At 33.2% G+C, this 22789-nt stretch carries 21 protein-coding genes; 13 read left to right on the forward strand and 8 right to left on the reverse strand.

The window, feature by feature from the left end; all coding sequences use genetic code 11:
* From KY054_02355 to rdgB, 6 genes are all read left to right on the forward strand, one after another.
* Window positions 1-850: BtpA/SgcQ family protein (locus tag KY054_02355; GenBank protein MBZ1356589.1), on the forward strand; the 850-nt coding region annotated here is incomplete at its 5' end.
* 186 nt (window positions 851-1036) lie between these two features.
* Window positions 1037-3964, forward strand: coding sequence for an isoleucine--tRNA ligase (gene ileS / locus KY054_02360; GenBank protein ID MBZ1356590.1), 2928 nt, complete (start codon window positions 1037-1039; stop codon window positions 3962-3964).
* A gap of 59 nt (window positions 3965-4023) precedes the next feature.
* Window positions 4024-5070, forward strand: a complete 1047-nt coding sequence (pheS, locus tag KY054_02365; protein MBZ1356591.1) for a phenylalanine--tRNA ligase subunit alpha — start codon at window positions 4024-4026, stop codon at window positions 5068-5070.
* A gap of 1 nt (window position 5071) precedes the next feature.
* Entirely contained in the window at window positions 5072-7069 is a 1998-nt protein-coding gene (gene pheT, locus KY054_02370) for a phenylalanine--tRNA ligase subunit beta (GenBank protein ID MBZ1356592.1), read from the forward strand.
* Window positions 7070-7074: 5 nt separating this feature from the next.
* Window positions 7075-8511 (forward strand): proline--tRNA ligase, encoded by a 1437-nt coding sequence (proS, locus tag KY054_02375; protein ID MBZ1356593.1) that lies wholly within the window; start codon window positions 7075-7077, stop codon window positions 8509-8511.
* A gap of 1 nt (window position 8512) precedes the next feature.
* The gene (gene rdgB, locus KY054_02380; GenBank protein MBZ1356594.1) at window positions 8513-9061 is read left to right on the forward strand and encodes an RdgB/HAM1 family non-canonical purine NTP pyrophosphatase; all 549 of its coding nucleotides are present in this window, start codon (window positions 8513-8515) and stop codon (window positions 9059-9061) included.
* Window positions 9062-9106: 45 nt separating this feature from the next.
* Here the strand turns inward: rdgB and KY054_02385 are convergent, their stop codons facing one another.
* Entirely contained in the window at window positions 9107-9667 is a 561-nt protein-coding gene (locus KY054_02385; GenBank protein ID MBZ1356595.1) for a class I SAM-dependent methyltransferase, read from the reverse strand.
* Window positions 9668-9770: 103 nt separating this feature from the next.
* On the opposite strand from KY054_02385, the gene KY054_02390 reads away from it, so the two are divergent.
* The 5 genes from KY054_02390 to KY054_02410 all read left to right on the forward strand — a co-directional run bounded on the left by KY054_02390 (window position 9771) and on the right by KY054_02410 (window position 14798).
* Window positions 9771-10313: a class I SAM-dependent methyltransferase gene (locus KY054_02390; protein ID MBZ1356596.1), complete on the forward strand. Its 543-nt coding sequence runs from the start codon at window positions 9771-9773 to the stop codon at window positions 10311-10313.
* A gap of 177 nt (window positions 10314-10490) precedes the next feature.
* Window positions 10491-11129, forward strand: coding sequence for a hypothetical protein (locus KY054_02395; GenBank protein ID MBZ1356597.1), 639 nt, complete (start codon window positions 10491-10493; stop codon window positions 11127-11129).
* A gap of 329 nt (window positions 11130-11458) precedes the next feature.
* On the forward strand, window positions 11459-12637 hold the full coding sequence (locus KY054_02400) for a S41 family peptidase (protein ID MBZ1356598.1): 1179 nt from the start codon (window positions 11459-11461) through the stop codon (window positions 12635-12637).
* 25 nt (window positions 12638-12662) lie between these two features.
* The gene (rplI, locus tag KY054_02405) at window positions 12663-13109 is read left to right on the forward strand and encodes a 50S ribosomal protein L9 (protein ID MBZ1356599.1); all 447 of its coding nucleotides are present in this window, start codon (window positions 12663-12665) and stop codon (window positions 13107-13109) included.
* Between the two features lie 69 nt (window positions 13110-13178).
* Window positions 13179-14798: a CTP synthase gene (locus tag KY054_02410; protein MBZ1356600.1), complete on the forward strand. Its 1620-nt coding sequence runs from the start codon at window positions 13179-13181 to the stop codon at window positions 14796-14798.
* A 47-nt stretch (window positions 14799-14845) separates the two neighbouring features.
* Here the strand turns inward: KY054_02410 and rpmA are convergent, their stop codons facing one another.
* Entirely contained in the window at window positions 14846-15127 is a 282-nt protein-coding gene (gene rpmA, locus KY054_02415; protein MBZ1356601.1) for a 50S ribosomal protein L27, read from the reverse strand.
* Between the two features lie 24 nt (window positions 15128-15151).
* Between rpmA and KY054_02420 the strand changes: the two genes are divergently transcribed.
* Window positions 15152-15340, forward strand: coding sequence for a hypothetical protein (locus KY054_02420; protein ID MBZ1356602.1), 189 nt, complete (start codon window positions 15152-15154; stop codon window positions 15338-15340).
* A complete protein-coding gene (gene uppS / locus KY054_02425; GenBank protein MBZ1356603.1) occupies window positions 15306-15989 on the forward strand; it encodes a di-trans,poly-cis-decaprenylcistransferase in 684 nt (227 codons plus the stop codon). The genes KY054_02420 and uppS overlap by 35 nt, the downstream gene beginning before the upstream one ends.
* On the opposite strand, the gene KY054_02430 is transcribed toward uppS, so the two are convergent.
* The 6 genes from KY054_02430 to KY054_02455 all read right to left on the reverse strand — a co-directional run bounded on the left by KY054_02430 (window position 15990) and on the right by KY054_02455 (window position 22455).
* On the reverse strand, window positions 15990-16949 hold the full coding sequence (locus KY054_02430) for a tyrosine-type recombinase/integrase (GenBank protein ID MBZ1356604.1): 960 nt from the start codon (window positions 16947-16949) through the stop codon (window positions 15990-15992).
* Between the two features lie 78 nt (window positions 16950-17027).
* The gene (locus tag KY054_02435) at window positions 17028-17435 is read right to left on the reverse strand and encodes a hypothetical protein (protein ID MBZ1356605.1); all 408 of its coding nucleotides are present in this window, start codon (window positions 17433-17435) and stop codon (window positions 17028-17030) included.
* On the reverse strand, window positions 17432-18949 hold the full coding sequence (gene gltX / locus KY054_02440) for a glutamate--tRNA ligase (protein MBZ1356606.1): 1518 nt from the start codon (window positions 18947-18949) through the stop codon (window positions 17432-17434). The genes KY054_02435 and gltX overlap by 4 nt, the downstream gene beginning before the upstream one ends.
* A gap of 10 nt (window positions 18950-18959) precedes the next feature.
* Window positions 18960-20081 carry a UDP-N-acetylglucosamine--N-acetylmuramyl-(pentapeptide) pyrophosphoryl-undecaprenol N-acetylglucosamine transferase gene (locus KY054_02445; protein ID MBZ1356607.1) on the reverse strand — a complete coding sequence of 374 codons (1122 nt, stop codon included), beginning with the start codon at window positions 20079-20081 and terminating at the stop codon, window positions 18960-18962.
* Window positions 20078-21199, reverse strand: coding sequence for a putative lipid II flippase FtsW (ftsW, locus tag KY054_02450; protein MBZ1356608.1), 1122 nt, complete (start codon window positions 21197-21199; stop codon window positions 20078-20080). Before ftsW ends, KY054_02445 begins: the two co-directional genes overlap by 4 nt.
* Window positions 21196-22455, reverse strand: coding sequence for a UDP-N-acetylmuramoyl-L-alanine--D-glutamate ligase (locus KY054_02455; GenBank protein ID MBZ1356609.1), 1260 nt, complete (start codon window positions 22453-22455; stop codon window positions 21196-21198). Before KY054_02455 ends, ftsW begins: the two co-directional genes overlap by 4 nt.
* Between the last annotated feature and the right edge of the window lie 334 nt (window positions 22456-22789).

The following is a 22789-nucleotide window of genomic DNA, read 5'->3' on the forward strand; positions in this document are numbered from 1 at the left end:
AAACTTCAAAGTTTTTAGAGGAAAATTTATGAAAAATACCCTGAAAACGATTTTCAAAAATGATAAAAATATAATAATAGGGGCGATTCATTTCCCCCCTCTTTTAGGATACAAAGATTTTCCCGGTTTTGACATTGCATTAAAGAATGCCCTTGCTGATCTAAAAGCTTTCGAATCTGGTGGGGTAGATGGAATTATTTTTGAGAATAATTATGATATTCCACATAGTATTTCTGTTAGCCCATCTGTCGTTAGTTCAATGACTTTTCTGGGAGAAAAATTAAGAAAAGCGACTCGCCTGCCGTTGGGCATAAGTGTATTGTGGAATGATTATCATACAGCGTTATCAATCGCAAAAACACTGGATTTGCAGTTTATTCGTATTCCAGTTTTTGTTGATAGGGTAAAAACAGATTACGGGACGGTAGAAGGAGATCCCAAAAAGGTTATAGATTTCAGAAAATTAATTGGTGCTGAAAATATAGCCCTGTTTACGGACATTCATGTAAAGCATGCAAAGCTATTGTCTAAGTATGATTTAATAACCTCTGCAAAGCTAGCTATTAAAAATAAATCTGATGCAATAATTATTACAGGTAAGTGGACGGGAAATGCCCCCGATATAAAAGAATTAGAATCTTTACGAAAAAAGATTGGATCTTTCCCAATTTTGATTGGAAGTGGGACAGATGAGCATAATTCGAAACCTTTGTTTCAATTTGCAAACGGAGCAATAGTTAGTACTTCACTTAAAAGTGGTATCAATGAATCTCATGAAGTAAATGTGAAGCCATATGTTCGAAGAATAGATAAAAACAAAGTTGAAAAAATAATTCGTAGTTTAAAGTAATGTTATCAAGTAGCCTTAAGTATTATTTTACTAAAAAAACTACTTTTTAGTAAAATTTTTTATTCCTCGTCTTGCTTTTTTAAAAAACACTTCAACAGTTTTTATAATAACTTATAATAATTATTGTTTTTTAGTCCTTTAATGTGTATCATATCATATAAATACAAAATTTAGTTTAAAAAAGTTATGTCAAAAGAAACAAGTCAAAACAATGATTTCCCGTCAATGGAAGAGGATGTTTTAAATTTTTGGGATAAAGCTAAAATATTTGAAAAATCAGTTGATCGTGATGCTTCACAAGGAAACTATGTTTTTTATGATGGCCCTCCTTTTGGAACAGGGGAGCCACATTATGGCCATATTCTATCTAGTGTATCCAAGGATGTAGTTCCAAGATTCTGGACAATGAAAGGGTATAGGGTTGAAAGAAAATGGGGATGGGATTGTCATGGACTTCCTATTGAAAATATTATTGAGGCTGATCTAAAGATAAGTGGGAAGAAAGAAATTGAAGAAAAAATGGGCGTTGCTAAATTCAACGAGGCTTGTCGTGCTCGAGTTTTGGAATACGCTGATATCTGGGAAGTTATGATCAGAAGAATTGGAAGATGGGTTGATTTTAAAAACTCATACAAAACCATGGATACGAATTTTATGGAATCTGTATGGTGGGCTTTTTCTGAATTATGGAAAAAAGATCTTGTGTATGAAGGAAGAAAGGTTCTTTTGTATTGTTCACGTTGCGAAACTCCAATTTCAAACTTTGAAGTGGCAATGGATAACAGCTACAAGGACGTTACCGACACCAGTGTTTATATAAAATTCAAAGTAACAAATGGACAAGAAAAATTAGGAATTAATGAAAACCTGCATATCCTTGCATGGACTACCACACCATGGACATTACCTGGTAATGTCTCGTTAGCCGTTGATGAAAAGATAGATTATGTCGCATTAACTATAAATGGTTCTAAAGATGATCTAATAATTTTAGCAAAAGATAGAATTGAAGCAGTTCTTACTAAAAATGAAATTGAATTTAAAATAGTTAATGAATACAAGGGTCAGGATTTACTAGGTCTAGAATATCAGCCTCTATTTGATATTCCTACTATCAAGGAAAGTGGTAAAAAGGGCTACTATGTTACTTCTGGAGATTTTGTTAATACAGATGATGGAACTGGAATAGTTCATATCGCTCCTGTGTATGGTGAAGATGATCATAAGCTTGGAATAAAGCATGACCTTCCAATTATTCCTGCTTTAGATGAAAAAGGGCATTTTAATGATACTGTTCCCAAACTTAACGGGACTTATTTTAAAAAGGCTAACGGACTAATAATTGAAGATTTAAAAGAACGCGATATTTTATTCAAAGAAGAGAAAATAACTCATTCGTATCCTCATTGTCATAGATGTGACACACCACTTATTTATAACGCCATTCCTGCTTGGTTTATCAATATTGAAACGATAAGAAAAGATATGATAGCCAATAATGAAAATATTAATTGGTATCCAGAACATTTAAAACATGGTCGTTTTGAAAAAGGATTAGAATCAGCTCCGGATTGGAATATTTCTCGTAACCGCTACTTTGCCACTCCAATGCCTGTCTGGAAGTGCGATAAATGTGAACAAATTGAAATAGTGGAAAGTATTCAAGATTTAAAGACAAAAGGCAAAGTTGATGAAATTAATGATATCCATTCTCATTTCATCGATGACATAACATGGGCTTGCAGAGAATGTGATGGAACCATGAACAGAATTACTGAAGTTTTTGATTGTTGGTTTGAATCAGGGTCAATGCCATTTGCTCAATTACATTACCCATTTGAAAACAAGGAGAAATTTGAACAAAATTTCCCAGCTCAATTTATCAGTGAATATATATCTCAAACAAGAGCTTGGTTTTATGTTATGCATGTTCTTGGTACTTCATTGTTCAATAAAAATAGCTTTAAAAATGTTGTTACTACAGGCGTAATACTGAATGATAAGGGAGAGAAGATGAGTAAATCTAAAAAGAATTTCCCTGACCCCAATAAATTAATTGATGAATTGGGCGCTGATGTTCTAAGATTTTATCTTATGAACTCACCCTTAATGCATGCCGAAAACTTATTCTTTAACGAAAAAGAAACCAGAGAATCATTTAGGAAAAATGTGATGCCTCTTTGGAATGTTTATAAATTCTATGAATTATTCATCACAGATGGAATTAATGAAAGTAACGCTAATTCAAAAAACATTTTAGATCAATGGATTTTAACAAGATTAAAACAACTCATAGAAGAAGTGACAAATAATATGGAAAGATACAATATTCCGCGCTCAACACGATCAATTACCGAATTTATAAACGACCTATCAACCTGGTATCTTAGACGATCTCGCGATAGATTTAAATCTGACAATGACCTTGATAAAAAAGAGGCACTAGAAACAACCAAATATGTACTCGTTGAAGTCACAAAAATTATAGCCCCATTTATGCCATTTATTGCAGAAAATCTATGGCAAAGAATAACCGGTAATAATTTTTCTGATGAAAATAAGTCTGTTCACTTAGAGAAGTGGCCAGAAAAAGAACTAATTAGTAGCGAAGAATTATTGATTCTATCTGACATGGAAAATATCAGAAAAATAGTTGAGCTTGGACTGGCCAAGCGTGATAAGGCTGGAATTAAGGTGCGCCAACCACTTTCAGAATTAAAGATAGTAAATTATAGTCTAAAAAAGGAGCATGAAGAATTATTGAAAGACGAGCTAAATATTAAAAGCATTGTTAGTGAAAGTGGTGATGGTGAGGTCAGTGTTTCACTCAATACCACTATTACTAAAGAATTAAAACTTGAGGGAGTAAAACGTGAAATCGTTCGCTTTACAAATGGACTCAGAAAAGATGCCGGATTATCTCTTTCTGATAGAACTAAAATTTATTACGAAACCGAGAGTGACCTTGTTCGTGAAACTTTTGAGAAATTTGCTCAAGATATTATGAACGATACCTTAAGTGAGGGTATTGAGTTTGGTATTGAATCAGCCGAGCTTAAAAAAGATATTAAAATCGAAGGAGAAGATGTTGGATTAGGAATAGAGAAGAAATAGAGAACTTTTTTTTATTCAAAATTAAGCTATAATAAAATATATTCATTACATTCATTCTCATGATTGATATAGAAGAACTAAGAAAAGAAATAGAGAAAGATATAGTTGCCGCCAAAACTGTTGAAGATATTAATTCTTTATACAAAAAATACCTTGATAAGGATGGAAAGATCTCTTTGGTCTTTCGTTCTTTTTCTGGATTAACCAGTGAAGAAAAGATTAAAATTGGGGGAGTGGTAAACGTATTAAAACAACTAGTCATTGATCACATTGAGAAAGTAAGCAGGGAAATAAAAGATGTTGATAGAAAAGAAAAAGAAAAAAAAGATTGGATTGACATTACATTGCCAGGGAAAAAACCTACTATTGGCCATCTTCATCCCTTAACTCAAAGTATAAACAAAGTAAGAGAAATATTTGAAGGATTGGGATTTTCAATTGTTGAAGGACCAGAATTAGAAAGTGAATGGTACAACTTTGATGCTCTTAATTTCCCTGATGATCATCCGGCAAGAGAAATGCAAGATACTCTTTTTATTAAACAAAGTGATCGTGACAAACTATCCAGTAAAGAGAAGCTTTTAATGAGAACTCATACATCTCCTGTTCAAGTTAGGCATATGCAAAAGAATAAGCCTCCGATTAGAATACTTGTACCAGGTAGAGTTTTTCGAAATGAAGCTACCGATGCCTCTCACGAAGTTAATTTCTATCAAGTAGAAGGATTAATGATTGATAAAGATATTTCTGTTGCTAACTACAAATCAATAGTTTATGAATTTTGTAAAGCCTTTTATGGAAAGAATTCTAAGATAAGATTGAGACCATCTTTTTTCCCCTTTACTGAGCCCTCCTTTGAAGTAGACATGGCCTGTACAACTTGTGATGGAAAGGGATGTTCAGTCTGTTCACAAACTGGATGGCTAGAGGTAATGGGAGCTGGAATGGTCCATCCTAATGTATTAAAAAATTCCGGTGTTGACCCTGACCAATGGCAAGGATTTGCTTTTGGATTCGGCTGGGATAGGCTAGCTATGATGAAATACAAGATAGATGACGTAAGGTTATTCTATAACGGCGATTTAAGATTTTTAAACCAATTCTAACATGAAATTATCCTATAACTGGCTACAATCTTTTTTTAAAGAAAAATTACCTGAGCCAAAAAAAATGGCAGATCTTTTTAATATCCGCTTTTTTGAAGTTGAAGAAATAGATAAAAAGAATAATGACCAAGTTCTTGATATAAGTATTTTACCAAGTAGAGCGGGGGATTGTCTCTCGCACCTAGGAGTAGCTAGGGAAATTTCAGCCATAACAGGCATTAAGATAAAAGAACCAGTCCCTAAACTAAAAGAAGGTCCTGCAAACAAAGAAATTTCATTAGATGTTCGAAATGATTGCTTAAGATATACTGCAAGAGTAATAAAAAATGTAAAAGTTGGACCAACTCCTAAATGGATTAGGGAAAGAATTGAATCATGTGGCTTACAATCTATAAATAATATTGTAGATATAGCCAATTATGTGATGCTTGAAACAGGTCAACCTCTTCATGTTTTTGACCTAGATAAGGTATCAAATAAAATAATTGTACGAAAATCTAAAAAAGGAGAAAGTATAACCACTCTAGATAATAAAAAATATGAGCTAGATAAAGACATCCTTGTTATAGCTGATGATAACAATATCCTTGCCATTGCTGGAATTAAAGGGGGCAAGACGGCAGAAGTAGATGAAAACACAAAAAATATTCTTCTAGAATCAGCTAACTTTAATCGATTAATTGTAAGAAGGGGATCGGCTAAATTAAAACTAAGAACTGATGCATCAGTAAGGTTTGAAAACGGCATGGATCCAAATCTAACTGAAATAGCCGCCACAAGGGCGATTGGCTTAATACAAGAAATAGCAGGTGGTGATGCTGCAAAAGGATTGATTGATTTTTATCCAGAGAAGATAAAGCCAAAAACTATAAAATTAAATCTAGATAAGACTGAAAGCTTGTTGGGGATAATGATACCAAAGAGCCAAATTAAAAAAATCCTAAAAAGTCTTTTCTTTGAAATCAAAAAAGAAACTGATCAAATAATAGAAGTTGAAGTTCCAACTAGACGAGTGGATGTCTCAATTCAAGAAGATTTAATTGAAGAAATAGGGCGCCTCTATGGTTATGAGAATATACAAATAAAATTTCCTAGCCTTGAGATTGTTTCTCCAAAAAGAAATATGAGCCTTTTTTGGGAGGATAATATTAAAAACAACTTAAGATCTATTGGTTTTTCTGAAATTTATAACTATAGCTGTATCAGTGAAGAGCAATTCAATAACTTCGGCTATTCAAAAGATAATATTACTGAAGTAGAGAGTCCGGTTAGCTTAGAACAAAAATATTTAAGACCAGAATTAACCCCACATATCATTAAGAATATTAAAGACAATGAGAAACACTTTGATGATATAAAGATTTTTGAACTAGGAAATGTTTTTATCACTAAGAATGAAAAAGTTGATGAAAGAAAGGTGCTTACCGGAGCAATTACAGAAGGCTCATTTCTTGATGCTAAAGGAATCGTTGAGTTTATCCTGGAAGAAATGGGAATAGAAAATATTGATTACCAGAATAACATTGATTCTATTTACCTTCACTTAATGAAAAAATCATCGGTAATAATTAATGGAAATGAATTAGGGTTTTTAGGAGAAGTTTCTCCCGCATTTTTAAAAGACCTAAAGATTAACTCTTCAGTCACTGTTTTTAGTCTTGATTTTGATAAAATAAAGATGCTTGCAACCGAGGATAAATATTATAAGCAAATAACTAAATTCCCAGAAGTAACAAGAGACTTATCTATTCTTGTTCCACAAAAGACTGAATACCAAGAAGTTATAAATCTTATAAACAGCCTAAAGTTAGATTTTTTAAGAGATGTAAGATTATTTGATATTTATGAAGGAAAAGAAATTCCCTCGGGTAAGAAAAACATGGCGCTTAGATTAACTTTTCAAGCCAATAGAACACTAACAGCAGAAGAGATAAATTCTTTCCAAGACAGAATAATAAAAAACATTGAAAGTAATAATAATTGGGAGATAAGAAAATAATATTTATGAGTAATCAAGAAGAAACAATTAAAAAAAGATCCGAAGATTTTTCTAAATGGTATCTAGATGTTATAGTAGCAGCTGATTTAGCCGATTATGCTCCGGTTAGGGGATGTATCATTTTTAAACCAAATGGCTATGCAATATGGGAAAATTTTCAAAAAGTATTAGATAAAAAATTCAAAGAAACCGGTCATAGAAACGCCTATTTCCCCCTTTTAATTCCTGAAGAATTCTTAAAAAAAGAAGCTGAGCATGTTGAAGGTTTTTCGCCTGAATTAGCAGTTGTTACACATGCAGGAGGAAAAGAATTAGAAGAGAAATTAGTTATACGACCAACATCTGAAACAATAATCTATGATAGTTTTTCCAAGTGGGTGCATTCTTGGAGAGATCTACCAATTTTGATTAATCAATGGTGCAATGTAATGCGCTGGGAAAAGAAAACAAAGCCTTTTTTGCGCACAACGGAATTCCTTTGGCAAGAAGGTCATACTGCACATGAAACACATGATGAAGCAGAAAAAGAAGCTCTTCAAATGCTTGCTGTATATGCCGACTTTGCAAAAGACTATCTTGCTATTCCTGTAATTAAAGGTGTTAAATCAGAATCTGAGAAATTTGCCGGAGCATTAAGGACCTATACCATTGAAGCTCTAATGCAAGATGGAAAAGCCCTTCAGTCAGGAACTTCCCATAATCTAGGTCAAAATTTTGCCAAGGCTTTTGATATTAAATTTCTTGATAAAAATGAGGAAGAACAATATGTCTGGCAAACTAGTTGGGGATTAAGCACTCGCCTTATCGGTGGATTAATTATGACTCACGGAGATGATTCAGGAATTATCATGCCTCCAAAAATTGCCCCTCTTCATTTAGTTTTTGTTCCTATTTGGAAAGAAGAATCTCAAAGAGAAGAATTATCCAATAAAATTAATGAATTAAAAAATACCCTTCCAGGAGATATTATTTCACATACTGATGATCGAGATATGAGGCCGGGATCAAAGTATTATGATTGGGAAAGAAAGGGAGTTCCATTAAGAGCCGAAATTGGACCAAGAGACTTAGAGCAAGAACAAATAATTTTAGCTAGAAGAGATAATGGTGAAAAGGTAGTAGTAAAATTAAATGAGTTTGCCAAGAAAGTAAAAGAATTATTAGAAAGTATCCAAGAAAATCTTTTTAAAAAAGCTGAAAAGAATCTTTCAGACAATACTTACGAAGTAAAAGACTGGGATGATTTTCAAGATACTCTTACAAAAAATGGTGGCTTTATTCATGCCAATTGGTGTGGATCAAAAGAATGCGAAGCGGAAATAAAAGAAAAAACAAAAGCAACCATCAGATGCATTCCTCTTGAAAGAGGTGAAAAAGACGGGGATTGTATTCATTGTAAGTCTGAAGGAAAACATAAGGCATACTTTGCAATAGCCTACTAATATGTTGCCAAAATATTTCGCAACAAAAAATCTAAACAAAATTAAGGAAGTAAATGCTATTCTTGGCTATGAGCTAGAACAAATAGCTATTGATCTTTATGAGCCACAAGCAATAGATCTCTCTAAGATAATATCAGAAAAAGCTCAAGACGCGTTTAATAAAACTGGTAAAACAGTTCTTGTCGAAGATACCGCAATTGAATTCAATGGATGGAATGGACTACCAGGAGCTCTTGTGAAATGGTTCCTTGATACGGTTGGTAATGAGGGCCTAATTAAAATGATGGCAGGATTTGAAGATAGGTCTGCAGTTGCAAAAACCGCTGTTGCATTCTTTGACGGGGAAAAAACCCATTCTTTCATCGGGACAATAAAGGGAAAGATATCAGATTCTGTTCGAGGAGATGATGTATTCGGATGGGATCCCATATTCATTCCAGACGGTAGCTCAAAAACCTTTGCAGAGATGACAAAAGAAGAGAAGAATGAAATATCAATGAGAAAAAAGGCCCTGGAGTTAATGAAGAAATCGATAACTTCGATAAATTAATTATTTTTAGGATATTATTACATAGCATATCCCCATTTGCCTATATTATTTTCTAACGTATAAATAAAGATTTATTTTATTCTTCCGCTCCTTGAGAGGCACTACTTTTTCAGGTTGCCAAAAAAGAAGAGGCGAAGAAAAGGTAATAATTCTCGCTCCAATTTTAGTTTCTGTTTTAATCTTGTTTTCTAATTTTTTAAACGCTCTTGGGGTTAAAAATAAATAAATAACATCGGCATCTTTTATGTCTGCTTGGTAAAAATCACCTTTATTTATAATCCCATCTTTAATTCTATTAATCAAAAAATTTATTTTAGATAAATAAAAAAGGGGAGAAGAATATTCAAATCCCACTACTTTTGCTCCAAACTCTTTTTCTCCAATTATTAAAACTGTTCCTGTACCACATCCCAAATCATACAATTTTTCACCTCGCTTCAAATCAGCTTCTTTTAGCGCTTTACGAACTATATTTTTAGAAGTGGGTAAAAACGGTGCCCCAGATAAAGCAGCCTTTATTGAACTTGGGGAGAAAAATATAATTAGAAATGGTAAAAAAACTAATAGAATAATTATTAAAGGTGGGGGGGAAATTAGTTCTAACATTTCATTATTATATGTTATAATACCATTTAAATATCGTTTCTGATAGGTTTATCGGTAATAGGCGTACTGATTATCAGTGTGCCACTTTTTAACATTAAATATGATGTCTAATAAAAATTTAGAACCAGAAAACAGGAAAGTGTTACTTGATATGGGTTGTGGTGAGGGAAATGACTCCCTCTTCTTTGCGAATAAGGGATATTATGTGATTGGCGTGGAAAAGGACAAAAAAGTTTTTGAAAAAGCAAAGGAAAGTGTTTTATTAGAAAAGAAAGAGAAATTTATTAAATTATATAACGAAGATATAAGAGAAATTGATTTAAAAGGAAAATTTGATGCCGTTTTGTTTCACTTTGTTCTAATGTTTATGTCAAAAAAAGATGCGCTAGGGTTGATTGAAAAATATTTTAATAAGCTAAACAAGGGAGGCGAGATGTTGATTAAAGTATTAATGTCAGATGATAAAATAGCAGAAAGTCATAAGGGGGGTAAATATTTTTATCCCAAAATAAAAGAGCTGGAAGAGGTGCGAGATAAATATCAAGCAGTCTTTTTGGAATTTAGAAAAAAGAAAGACAACCCTCATGGTAAAAATAAACACCCCCATATACATTCTATCGGTATATTGAAAATAATTAAAAAATAAACTCTTTCTTCTTTAATTATTTTTGGCATATTTATACACATATACATCGTCCTTAATGGTTTGAGGTAAAAACCGTCATATGTGTATGGACATTACCAAAAACTATTGATTATAAAAACAGTTGCGTTATAATCAAGTAAATTCGTCGTTAAAGATTTTAAAAATAATAAATAAAATATGGATTCAAAAAAAAGATTATATATTCTAGCAGGAGCACTTGTTCTATCGTTAATTATCCTTCTTGTAATAGTTGTTTCTCAAGAAAGAGATGCTCAAGTGCCAATCAATGGGATTGCCAATCAAGATGCTATAGCTCCAACTGTTACAACTACAGCTATACCAAACACTAAAAGAGTTTTTGTAACAAGTACCTTGCAAGGTAGTAATTTGGGTGGGTTGGAAGGTGCGGATACTATATGTATGAATAGGGCTTCAGCTGCGGGCTTACCTGGTACCTGGATAGCTTTGCTTTCCACTTATACTATTAATGCTCGATCACGTATCCACTATAACTGGGACGTGTTAAAAAATATGGCTGGGGAAATAATAGCAACCAGCGAAGAAGATCTGTGGGACGGTACATTAAACACAGGAATAATATATGATGAAGAGGGAAAGATAACAACAGGATACGTGTGGACAGGAAGCTATAAAAGCGAATATGGATTTGGTTGTGAGGAATGGTTTGGACCGATGCTTACGACTCAGGAATGGTATGAAAAAGTAGGGCAAGTAGATAAATATGACAACGGCTGGTTTGATGCAAATACAATTAATTGCTTTGATAGTGCGAGGCTGTACTGCGTTGAGCAATAAGTTCTTTGTATTAAGTTCTTTGCCTTGCTCAAAAGTCAACGATGAGGGACTTTTAACGACTAGAATTGGGAATATATATGGAAGCTCAACTTCCATATAATGTCTCATGTTCTCTTTTTGTTTTAAATCTGTTTTTGAACTGGTTTTAGAAGATCAATCAAATAATAAATAGATTTGTATGTTTCTACGGTTAACTCTCCCAAACTTTTGAATCGATTAACATCACCAATATCAACCTTCCAATTGCCAAAGAAAGATTCTTGATTTAATCAGGAAACCTTTTTTGTTTGATTTGCTTTATCTATTTTTTTTGATATAATACTTCTATTATGAAATTTTTTAAAGGGATTAGCGGAATTATTTTTATCTTTGGAATATATGCCTTAGGTGCTTTTTCTGGTTACCTGTTAAGTCAAAATAATATAATTCAAAGATATCAACAGCCAGAAGGAGCAGATTTTACTATATTCTGGGAAGCATACAATACTCTGAAAGATAATTATGTCTTTCCTGATAAAATCAATCATCAAGATATAGTTTACGGTGCAATAGCAGGGATGACTAATGCTCTTTCAGATCCACACACTAGTTTTTTTACTCCAGATGACACTAAAAGATTCTTAGAAAATACCGATGGGCGTTTCGAGGGAGTTGGAATGGAGGTAGATATACGTGATAATCAATTTCAGGTTGTAGCTCCACTTAAGGGAACTCCAGCAGATAAGGCTGGTATGATGGCTGGAGATAAAATATTAAAGATAGACGGTGTTGAAACTGATGGCCTTTCTGTTGAAGAGGCTATAGGAATGATAAGAGGGCCAAGAGGAACTAAAGTTGTTTTAACGGTATTAAGAAGTGAATGGGATAAATCACGAGAAGTAGAGATTATTAGAGATACAATAGTTTCACCATCATTGGAGTGGGAACTATTAGAAGGCAACATTGCCCATATTAGCTTTTATCATTTTCATCGAAATACGGATTCCAATTTTAGAGATATAGCTTTAGATTTAATTAATAGTCCGGCTAAAGGATTAATCTTAGATTTAAGAAATAATTCAGGAGGATATTTAGACGTTTCGCAGAATATTGGAGGATGGTTTTTAAACAGGGGGGATGTTTTTGTGATAGAAGATGATGGTCGAGTTATGCATGAATTCAGGTCAAAAGGAAATGGCAGTCTTTCTCATTATCCTTTAGTTGTTATTATGAATCAGGGATCAGCATCTGCTTCTGAAATTTTAGCGGGTGCTGTTAGGTATCATAATAATGCGCTTATTGTCGGTGAAACTTCTTTTGGAAAAGGATCTATACAAAAGCTAAAAAAATTACGGGACGGGTCATCAATTAAAATAACTATTGCTAATTGGTTGACTCCAAATGGATACACTATAACTAAAAAAGGATTAACTCCAGATTATGAGGTAGAGATGACCATTGAGGATTACGAAGCTGGACGAGATCCTCAGTTAGACAAAGCTATTGAAGTAATGCGGGGAATGATATAAAATAACGGTAAAATAAATCAAAAACATGAAAGTAATACTTATTAAAAACGTTGAAAAAATCGGTAAGAAATATGATGTTAAGGAAGTTAAGGACGGTTATGCGATGAATTATTTAATACCTAATAATTTGGCTCGTCCAGCGACCAGAGAAGCTCTCCAATGGTTAGATATTCAATTAGAGACAGACCAAAAGAAGCAAGAAGATAGCCTAAAAAAGGTTCAGGCATTAGTTTCAAAAATTGATGGACTAGAGGTTTCTTTTGATGTGAAGATTGGAGAAAAAGATCAATTATTTGAATCAATAACTGCTGTTAAGATTAAAGAAAAGTTAAAGGGAATGGGTTTTGAAGTGGATAAGAACCAAATTGAATTAAAGGAGCCAATAAAGAAATTAGGTGAATTTAATGTAAAATTATCTTTTGAACATAACTTGGAAGTATCTATAAAAGTTCTAATAAACGAAGAAAAGTAGCTATTTGTAGTTATCTGATAGTCATCCTAAACGTTGTCTCTCATGTATCTATGATATCTATTTATTTTTATGCCAAGAATAATATTTGTCGCAGGCGGTGTTATGTCCGGAATAGGAAAGGGGATTACAGTCTCAAGTATTGGAAGAATATTACAAAGCAGGGGATTTAAAGTTACAGCAGTTAAGATAGATCCTTATGTTAATGTGGATGCCGGAACCATGAATCCAATTGAACATGGCGAAGTCTTTGTTACAGATGATGGCATAGAATCAGATCAAGACATCGGTAATTACGAGAGATTCTTTTCAGATGATTTGTCAAAAGACAATTACATGACTACTGGAAAGGTCTATCTCGAAGTAATCAAAAGAGAGAGGAATTTGGGATATAAGGGAAAGTGTGTAGAAGTTGTTCCTCATATTCCAAACGAAGTTATAAATAGAATCTTAAAAGCCGGTAAAAATAAAAAACCAGACTTTATTCTAGTTGAAATTGGAGGAACAGTAGGGGAATACCAGAATCTTATCTTTCTTGAAGCAGCCAGAATGATGCGTTTAAAAACCCCTAAAAAGGTCCTCTTTGTCTTAGTCAGTTACCTTCCCATTCCTTCTATGATTGGAGAGATGAAGACTAAGCCAACTCAGAATGCAGTAAGAACATTAAATGAAGCAGGGATACAGGCAGACATAATATTAGGAAGATCTAGTCTTCCCATAGACGTCCCTCGAAAGAAAAAAATATCTACTTTTTGTAATATTGATCCAAAGGATGTTATTTCAGCTCCAGATTCAGATTTGATATATGAAATCCCCCTTAACCTTGAAGAAGAAGGTTTAGGAGATCGTATTCTAAAGAAATTTAATTTAAGAACCAAGAAGAAGGACATTGGGCAGTGGCAGTCTATGGTTAAGAGAATAAGAAGTGTTAAAGAACCAGTTAAAATAGCTATAGTAGGAAAGTATTTTGAATCAGGAAAATTTACTCTATCTGATTCATATATTTCTGTTATAGAAGCCGTTAAGTATTCAGCGTGGAGTAATAACAGAAAGCCTGAAATATCATGGCTTTCAGCTGAGGAGTATGAAAAGAACCCGGATAAATTAAAAGAGTTGTTGAATTATGACGGAATAATTGTACCGGGTGGTTTCGGTAACCGAGGGATTGAGGGCAAGATTAAAGCAATAGAATTCTGCAGAAAGAAAAAGATACCTTTTTTTGGCCTTTGCCTGGGTATGCAATTAGCGGTCATTGAGTTTAGTAGAAACGTTTGCGGATTAAAAGATGCTAATTCAAGAGAAATGAATCCCGATTCTTCAAATTTGGTAATTGATATAATGTCAAAACAGAAGAACCTTGTTAAGAATAAGCAATACGGAGGAACTATGCGACTTGGATCCTATCAATGCGAACTAAAGAAGGACACAGTTAGTGCCAAAGCATATGGTTCATTAGAGATATCAGAAAGGCATAGGCATAGATATGAATTCAATAATGACTTCAGAGATCTTTTAGAATCTAAAGGAATGATTCTTGCTGGCATTAACAGAGAAAATGATTTAGTTGAAATAATTGAAATTAAAGATCACCCCTTTTTCGTTGGTACACAATTCCACCCTGAATTTAAAGCAAGACCATTGAGCCCACATCCGTTATTCAATCAGTTTATAAAAGCTTGCTTAAAAAGATAAAAATCGATATAAATATATCGGTTTTAAGAATTTTATCAAAAAAGAAATTATCCGACTGGATTAACGCTGACAACTTTTACAACTCTACTTTTACCATCAAATCCTTTCTTTTTCTTTGTGCTAAACTTTACTAAACCATTGATGAGAGAAAAAAGAGTGTCGTCACTTCCTTTTTTAACATTGACCCCAGCAAGGAATTTTGATCCCCTTTGACGAATAATGATAGAACCAGCCCTTGCTTTCTGACCTTCATATAATTTGACCCCCAGATATTGAGGTTGAGAATCTCTTCCCAATTTAGTTGTTCCCGATGCTTTTGTCGTTGCCATATGTTTTAAAGTATTATAATAAAAATGTTATCAAAAATATTAAAATTTGTCAAAGATTATCAAGATGATATTATCTTGTTTCTAGGAGTAGTCTTAGTGTCCTTTTTGGCCTTTGCATTGGGATATATTACTGCCAAAAATCAAGAAAAGCCCCATCTTGAATTCGAAGAATTCATATATGAAAAATCCGGAACATATAGGTATCATAGTTGATGGAAACAGGAGATGGGCTAAAGAAAGAGGTCTTTTTCCATTTCAGGGTCATCAAAAAGGCCTAGAAACAGTAAAAAAAATTATTGCTCACGCTCAAAAAGAGGGGGTAGCTATGCTGACTCTTTTTATTTTTTCAACTGAAAACTGGAAGAGATCTAAGGAAGAAATCAAAGTTTTTATGGGATTAATTGATAAATTCTTTAAAAATGAATTTAAAAACAAGAAGAATCCTCTATTTGAACGTATAAAAATAAAGGTAGTAGGGCGTAGAGATGACCTTTCAAGTAAATTAAAGAATATTATAAAAGAAGTTGAATCAAGTACTAAGGATAATAGGGGAATGATTCTAAATCTAGCATTTAATTATGGAGGAAGAGATGAAATTGTTTACGCAATGCAAAAAATATCAAAAGAGGGGACTTCTCCGGATAATATAACTGTGGAATTGGTTCAAAAACACATGATGGTTCCTGACCTTGATATTATTATAAGGACTGGCAAGGAACAAAGAATATCTAATTTCTTTATTTGGCAAGCCGCTTATTCTGAATTATTCTTTCTCAACAAATACTGGCCTGAATTTAATGAAAAAGATTTTACTGCCGTTTTAATTGATTACGCCAAAAGGCAAAGAAGATTTGGTAAGTAGTTATTTCTCAATGTCCCCTCCTCCATGGAATTTTCGATGAATATCTTTTAGTCGCTTACTGGTGACATGAGCATATATCTGGGTTGTAGCTATATTCTTATGACCCAAAAACTCTTGAACTTCTCTTAGATCAACACCTTGAGATAAGAGATCGGTAGCAAAGCTATGCCTTAATGTATGAGGAACGGTAAATGAAGGAAGTCCTGACATTACAGTATATTTTTTAACTATATTTTCTACAGAACGGACCGAAAGCCTTTTGGATGCATTTTTTGGCCCTTTATAATTAATAAATAGGGCTTTTTCTTTGTCATTTCGGGTATTCAAGTACTCCTTAAGACCTTTTACGGCTCTAGAAGAGATATAAACGGGTCTGGGACGATTTCCTTTACCTATTACTACAACCTCTAGATCTTCGGTATTATCTTCTATTTTAATTTGGTCACGATTAAGGCTTACTAGCTCAGATATACGTAGTCCGGTAGAAAAAAAGGTTTCTAAGATCGATCGGTCCCGTAATCCCATTAGAGTAGAGGGGTTAGGGGAGCCAAGTAATTTTTTTATTTGATCAAGGTCAAGAAACTTAACAGCTCTTTCATCTGATTTTAATTTAACTAATTTTATTTTTTCTGCAGGAAATGATTGAATATTTCTGTCTGTAAAAAACTTCAACAAATTCCTAAGAGCTATCAGGTAATAGTTTTGGCTAGTTTTCTTGAGTGGTTCTTTTGTTTTAGAATTTATTCTTTGAGATAAGTATACTCTAAAATTCCAAACGTTTTCTTCATTTAGTTCGTGCGGTTTTATATTCTCTAAATTATTTTTTTTTAGCCAGGAAAGAAAACGATCTAGGAGGCGTGAATATGTTTCTTGTGTTCTATTACCAAGGCCTTTCTCTATATCTAAATAGTCTAGAAAGTCTCTAATATGGTCTTTTATGGGCTTGTCGCTTTTTTGCATAGACTAGACTTCGATAAAGTTATATTATACGAAGTATAACATATTATAATTGATTTGAGTATATTCCCCACCATTTTTCTATTTTTCTATTCTTAGTCCTTCTAGTATTCTTTGCCAAACACTTTTACTAACCTGTTTGGCGCTTTCTCTTATTTCTTCTTTTTCTCTTTTTAATTCTTCATCTAAAACTTCTCTTTTACTTTCCACATAATTTTTAAATGGCCTATTTATCTTTTCCCAAATATTTATGAATAATGGCGCAATGTAGCGATCCCAGGGCCTTTTTAGTGTGTAAAATATGTTAGTCCATATTGGAATTGCATCTTGTAATCCTTCTCGTATAAATCCCGGAATCATTTTTGATATCCCTTCTCCTAATTTTTGTGCCTCTTCAATTGTTTCGGGATGTTGAATATCAGTTTGAATAGAAAACGCTACAAAAGGAGTTAATGAAATTATGAGCATTAAGATGACCAATTTTTTCATAGTAATAATGTTTTTGCTTTTCTGATTCTTTCAAGAGACTTTTCTTTTCCTAATATTTCAGCAACTTCAAATGGTCCTGCCGAGGCGCTTTTCCCGGTTAAAGAAACTCTTAGGGGCCAAAGAATACTTCCCCTATCTCCTATTCTATCAGTCTCTTTTATCAGCTCTTCTTGAATGTTTTCTTTATTCCAATTCTGTATTTCAGACAATATTTTTTCGGATTTGTCAAGCGAAGATATTATCTCTTCATTATTCATTTGTTTCCAATTTAACAATTCTTTATCATATTGTATATCTTTTACAAAAAGGAAGTCAGCGAATTCAGAAATCTCGGATAATTTCTTCAACCTTTCTTGGTGTATTGAGATTGCGTTTTTAATAAAATCTCTTTTAGTTATCCCCTCTTCTTCCTCTATTAATTTTGACTCTATAAGATATGGGATGCATAAATCAGTTAGCTCATCAATATTTTTTTGTCGGATATAATATCCATTCAAAAATTCTAATTTTTTAATATTAAAAACTGCTCCAGATTTTTGAACTTTATCGATTGAGAAATCTTTTATTAATGATTCTATTGAATATATTTCTTTTTCTGTTCCCGGATTCCAGCCTAGGAAGGCGATAAAATTAACCATTGCTTCCGCAAGATAACCTTCTTTTTTGTAATCATTTACAGCAACTGCCCCATGTCTTTTACTAAGCTTACTTTTATCGGTAGCAAGGATTAATGGAAAGTGAGCATATATTGGTAATGGTATATTAAGTACTTGAGCAATCATTATCTGTTTGGGAGTATTAGATATATGATCTTCGCCTCTAATAACATGAGTGATTTTCATTTCAAAATCGTCAATAACTACGGCTAGATTGTAGAGAGGATTATTCAAGTCTCTTGCAACTACTATATCCCCTATTTCGTTAGAATCAAATTCTATGTCACCTCTTATTAGGTCATTAAATTTTATCTTACTAGATTGTGATCTTAATCTAATAATAGATTTTTTCCCCTGGCCAATATTTTCACTTACTTCTTGAGAAGAAAGTGTTGAACATTTCTTATTATACTTTGGTGCTTCCCCCCTCGACATCTCATATTGTCGTTGAGCCTCTAATTCCTCTGGGGTACAAAAACAGTAATAAGCCTTATCTTCATCTATTAGCCTTTGAATATGAATAGAATATATCTTAGATCTTTCGCTCTGACGATAGGGTCCAAAAAGTCCCTTATACTCTCCATTATCTGGACCTTCATTCCAATCAATTCCTAGCCACTTTAAACCTTCAATAATTTCTTTCTCAAATTCGGGCCTAGATCTTTCTTTGTCTGTGTCTTCTACTCTTAAGACAAAGGTTCCATTTTTATTTTTAGCGAAAAGATAATTAAAGAGGGCGGTTCTAGCTGATCCAATATGTAAAGAGCCAGTTGGTGATGGAGCAAACCTTACCCTCACATCACTTTGACGAAGTAGTTCTAGGGCTTTTGTTTTTAGTTCATTGTTTATACTTTCCATAATTAAAAATTTATCGTAAAAATTCTACAATATATTCAGCTATTATTCTTGCTGATCTGGGTTTTGAAAACTCTTTAGCTTTCTCTTTCATACTTTCCATACTCTTTGGACTATTAATTAATCCAATTAGTTTTTGTAAGAAAAAATGAGGAGTGAGATTATCTTCTTCCATTACCAATCCTGCTCCATAATCTGAATAAGCATATGCATTCTTAGCTTGATGGTTTTGGGCCGATTCAGGTATTGGAATTAGGATGCTTGGTTTACCAAAAGAAGCAATTTCAAATATACTTCCTGATCCGGACCGACTAACAACAATATCGGCCATAATGTAGGCTGATTTTAGCTGGCTTTCATTCATAAAACCAAAGAGATGATAATGTTCTCTCATACTTTTTGACACTAAAAATTCAGCTTGTAATTGAATGTTTTCAAAATTATTTAACCCACATTGATGTATGATTTCAAACTTATCCAATAGTTGGGGTAGTATCTGCATAATAAGATCATTAATTCTTTCACTTCCCTGAGATCCTCCAATAATGAAAATTATTGGCTTATCGGATTTGATGCTTAAATTTCTTTTTAGTTCTCCTTCAGTGGGCGGCTCCAGTAATTCTTTCCTTATGGGATTGCCTACGAAAATAAGCTTTTCTGGAGGAAAATATTCTGTCTTTGGAAAGGAAGAAAATATTTCTAACGCAAACTTATTTATTTTCTTATTAGCTAGACCAGGAGCAACATCAGACTCATGTAGGAATATAGGGACTTGAAGTAATTTACCGGCAATAATTGCTGGCACTGATCCATGGCCTCCTTTGCTAAAAATTAAATCTGGGGAAAGAAAAAAGATATAATAGAAAGACTGAATAATTCCAATTGGTACCCTGATAGCCATATCTAGTATATTTTGAAAATAATCCAGGAGACCAGCCTGCCTTCTTATTTTCCCAGTCATTATTCTTTTTACATAAATACCTTCATTTTTAAAAAGTTCCTTGGAGAAATCATCTTCTGGGCCAATAAAGCTCATCTCTAAATTTAATGAGTCTATCTCTTTTAATTCTCTTATGATGGCAATAAGGGGGAAAAGGTGTCCTCCCGTTCCACCGCCAGTAAATAGTATTTTCATGCTCTTTTATTCTTGGAAATATTTAACAATAGACCGACTGCCGTTAATTCAGTAAGAAGGTGAGATCCTCCATAACTGATAAAAGGTAAGGGTATTCCAGTAAATGGCAATACGCCAACCACTCCTCCTATATTAACAAAAGCTTGGATAATAATCCAGCTGACTATACCAGTTGACATTAATGAACAGAACATATCGGAGGATTTTTTAATTATACCTATTCCAATCCATAAAAAAAGAATCAATAGAGATATCAAAAGAAGACTACCGATAAATCCTGTTTCTTCCGCAAATGTGGCAAAAATCGTATCAGTCATTGTTTCGGGGAGAAATCCGAATTTCTGTCTGCTCATTCCTAAACCAAGACCAAAGAGGCCACCGGACCCTATTGCAATGAAAGCTTGTTTAATTTGATAGCCTTTCCCCATTAGATCTAGGTCAGGATTTAAAAATGTTAATAATCTATCAACTCTATAGGGTGCTATTTTAATTAATATAGCTAGGGATGCTAATCCGCCTAATCCTAGAGTTATCGTGTGCCAGAGAGGGGTTCCAGTTAAAAAATACATGATAGCAAAAATTGAAAATATAATTACAGTAGTTCCAAAATCAGGCTGAGCCAACAAGAGGGCGGTTGATATGAGAAAGAATGATAATGAAATGATAAAAGCTTTTTTTGTTTCTCTATCTCCTTTTCTATTCTTCTTTTTATTACCAGCTTGATCTGCTACTTTTTCTAGCCAAGCTGCTAAGAAAACGATTAAAATTAGTTTTAAAAATTCAGATGGTTGAATCATTATTGGTCCAATAAGCATCCATCTAGTTGCACCACCAGAACTAAAGCCAAATTTTAAGACAAGGACTAAGAGAACAAGATTTATTCCCAATAATGGTACAGACCATTTTTTTAACAGGTTCAGTTTAACCTTAAAAGCTAAAAATCCTGCCATTATTCCCATTAAGATATGAATAATATGCCTTCCAAGATAATAGTAAGGTGTACCAAAAATTTGCTGAGAGGGCATAGTAGAAACGCTTGCGATAACCACAATACCAATCAATAAAAGGGAGGCAACGGTAAATATTAAAGTATAATCAGATGCGTTTATCTTTTTCATTTTCTAGCATTTCTTTTAAAAAGATTTCCCCTTTGTTTATAGCTCTTAAACATATTAAAGCTTGAAGCTGCTGGAGAAAGAAGACATATCCCCTCTTTTTTAGTTTGAGAGAAACATATTTTAACTGCCTCTTTCATATCATTCGCATTGAATAAATTAACTTTCTTTTTTGATTTTAAGATATCTTCCTCAATTTGCTTACCGGTTTCTGGGAAAAGAATTACATTCCTGATGTTGCTATTTAATATTGCCTCGGATAGTTCTTTGGTAGAAAAGCCTTTATTGACTCCACCGACTATAATAGTGTCTAGTTTTTGACCAAGCTTATCTATGGCTGAAATGGCTGCTTCTGGTATAGTTGCAGCCGAGTCATTATAGAATTCAATACCTTTATATTTACCCACATACTCTAAGCGATGCTTTAGTGGTTTAAATTTATTTATTTCAGAAATAATTAGATTCTTTGGAACACCAAACATTTCTCCGATTATAGCAATCGGCTCCCCGGATATAATTAATTTGTTTTTTACCTTTAAGCGATCTTTATTTGGATCAAATGGTATCTTTTGAGCCTTTGATCCCAAAGCCATTTTTTTTACTTGAGGATCCTTGGAATTGAATATTAAGAAGTCATTATCGTGGAGGGAAGTTATCTTCTTTTTCGCATTAAAATATTCTTCCAAATTTTTATGCTGATCTAAGTGGTCTTTGAAGAAGTTAAGAATAATTGCAACCTGGGGACCCTTGGTTATTGTTTCTAGTTGGAAACTAGATAATTCGTATATATAAATCCTATCTTCTTGATCTTTTAGTAAATAACTTAGAGCGGGTTTCCCTATATTACCCACCAAGAATGACTTTAATCCCTTAGCTTTTAGTATTTTGTAAATTAAAGTTGAAGTTGTGCTTTTTCCCTTGGTTCCAGTAATACCAATAACTAAACCTTTACAATTAGATAAAAATATATCGGCCTGAGATGTTACTATTTGATTCTTCTTTAAGTATGGTTGGATTAAATTTAATGATACGCCAGGTGATTTAATAATAACATCATAATCATTAATATGTTTAAGATAATCATCCCCCAGATGAAGAATGGTATTTTTGGGATTATCTAGTTCTATCTTTTCATTCTTATCAGCTATTCCGATTTTTTGATCAGGAAATTTATTTTGTAAAAAAACGAGAGTATCAATTCCCTCTCTTGCCAAGCCAAGAATCAAAATTTTCTTATTTCGTAAATTTTCTATTTTCATTTCTTTTTATTAAAGAATATCACAAAATCATAGTAAAAAAAAGACCGCATAATTAAATGTGGTTTAACATTATGAATATTGCAATGGCTCTTTTGATTGCTGGGTTAAAATAGATTGAAGGTAGGTTTTGGTCTACCTATGTTATCAGTTAGTTAATGTTGTTTGGATGATGTTGAAGCATAAAACCGAGTATCGCTGGCCTTGCTGAATTTGGAAAAAAACTTGACTTTTTCTCATAGCGGATCTCCTTCCGTCCGCCTCGCATTGAACTGGAGCGGAAGGCATGCCCCGTAGTCCGAACACATAACACTTTATGTGCTTCGGTACTACTGGG

Source organism: Candidatus Nealsonbacteria bacterium (genome assembly GCA_019923605.1).
In the GTDB taxonomy this organism is placed as follows: domain Bacteria; phylum Patescibacteriota; class Minisyncoccia; order Minisyncoccales; family CSSED10-335; genus JAHXGM01.

Excerpts from the sequence above, each read along its gene's own strand:
- ileS (MBZ1356590.1), top strand. The coding sequence starts at position 1,037 with ATGTCAAAAGAAACAAGTCAAAACAATGATTTCCCGTCAATGGAAGAG.
- gltX (MBZ1356606.1), bottom strand. The coding sequence starts at position 18,949 with ATGGAAAGTATAAACAATGAACTAAAAACAAAAGCCCTAGAACTACTT.
- pheS (MBZ1356591.1), top strand. The coding sequence starts at position 4,024 with ATGATTGATATAGAAGAACTAAGAAAAGAAATAGAGAAAGATATAGTT.
- rdgB (MBZ1356594.1), top strand. The coding sequence starts at position 8,513 with ATGTTGCCAAAATATTTCGCAACAAAAAATCTAAACAAAATTAAGGAA.
- rplI (MBZ1356599.1), top strand. The coding sequence starts at position 12,663 with ATGAAAGTAATACTTATTAAAAACGTTGAAAAAATCGGTAAGAAATAT.
- KY054_02420 (MBZ1356602.1), top strand. The coding sequence starts at position 15,152 with ATGTTATCAAAAATATTAAAATTTGTCAAAGATTATCAAGATGATATT.
- pheT (MBZ1356592.1), top strand. The coding sequence starts at position 5,072 with ATGAAATTATCCTATAACTGGCTACAATCTTTTTTTAAAGAAAAATTA.
- KY054_02385 (MBZ1356595.1), bottom strand. The coding sequence starts at position 9,667 with ATGTTAGAACTAATTTCCCCCCCACCTTTAATAATTATTCTATTAGTT.
- KY054_02445 (MBZ1356607.1), bottom strand. The coding sequence starts at position 20,081 with ATGAAAATACTATTTACTGGCGGTGGAACGGGAGGACACCTTTTCCCC.
- KY054_02390 (MBZ1356596.1), top strand. The coding sequence starts at position 9,771 with ATGTCTAATAAAAATTTAGAACCAGAAAACAGGAAAGTGTTACTTGAT.
- KY054_02435 (MBZ1356605.1), bottom strand. The coding sequence starts at position 17,435 with ATGAAAAAATTGGTCATCTTAATGCTCATAATTTCATTAACTCCTTTT.
- uppS (MBZ1356603.1), top strand. The coding sequence starts at position 15,306 with ATGAAAAATCCGGAACATATAGGTATCATAGTTGATGGAAACAGGAGA.
- KY054_02395 (MBZ1356597.1), top strand. The coding sequence starts at position 10,491 with ATGGATTCAAAAAAAAGATTATATATTCTAGCAGGAGCACTTGTTCTA.
- KY054_02410 (MBZ1356600.1), top strand. The coding sequence starts at position 13,179 with ATGCCAAGAATAATATTTGTCGCAGGCGGTGTTATGTCCGGAATAGGA.
- ftsW (MBZ1356608.1), bottom strand. The coding sequence starts at position 21,199 with ATGAAAAAGATAAACGCATCTGATTATACTTTAATATTTACCGTTGCC.
- KY054_02455 (MBZ1356609.1), bottom strand. The coding sequence starts at position 22,455 with ATGAAAATAGAAAATTTACGAAATAAGAAAATTTTGATTCTTGGCTTG.
- rpmA (MBZ1356601.1), bottom strand. The coding sequence starts at position 15,127 with ATGGCAACGACAAAAGCATCGGGAACAACTAAATTGGGAAGAGATTCT.
- KY054_02400 (MBZ1356598.1), top strand. The coding sequence starts at position 11,459 with ATGAAATTTTTTAAAGGGATTAGCGGAATTATTTTTATCTTTGGAATA.
- proS (MBZ1356593.1), top strand. The coding sequence starts at position 7,075 with ATGAGTAATCAAGAAGAAACAATTAAAAAAAGATCCGAAGATTTTTCT.
- KY054_02430 (MBZ1356604.1), bottom strand. The coding sequence starts at position 16,949 with ATGCAAAAAAGCGACAAGCCCATAAAAGACCATATTAGAGACTTTCTA.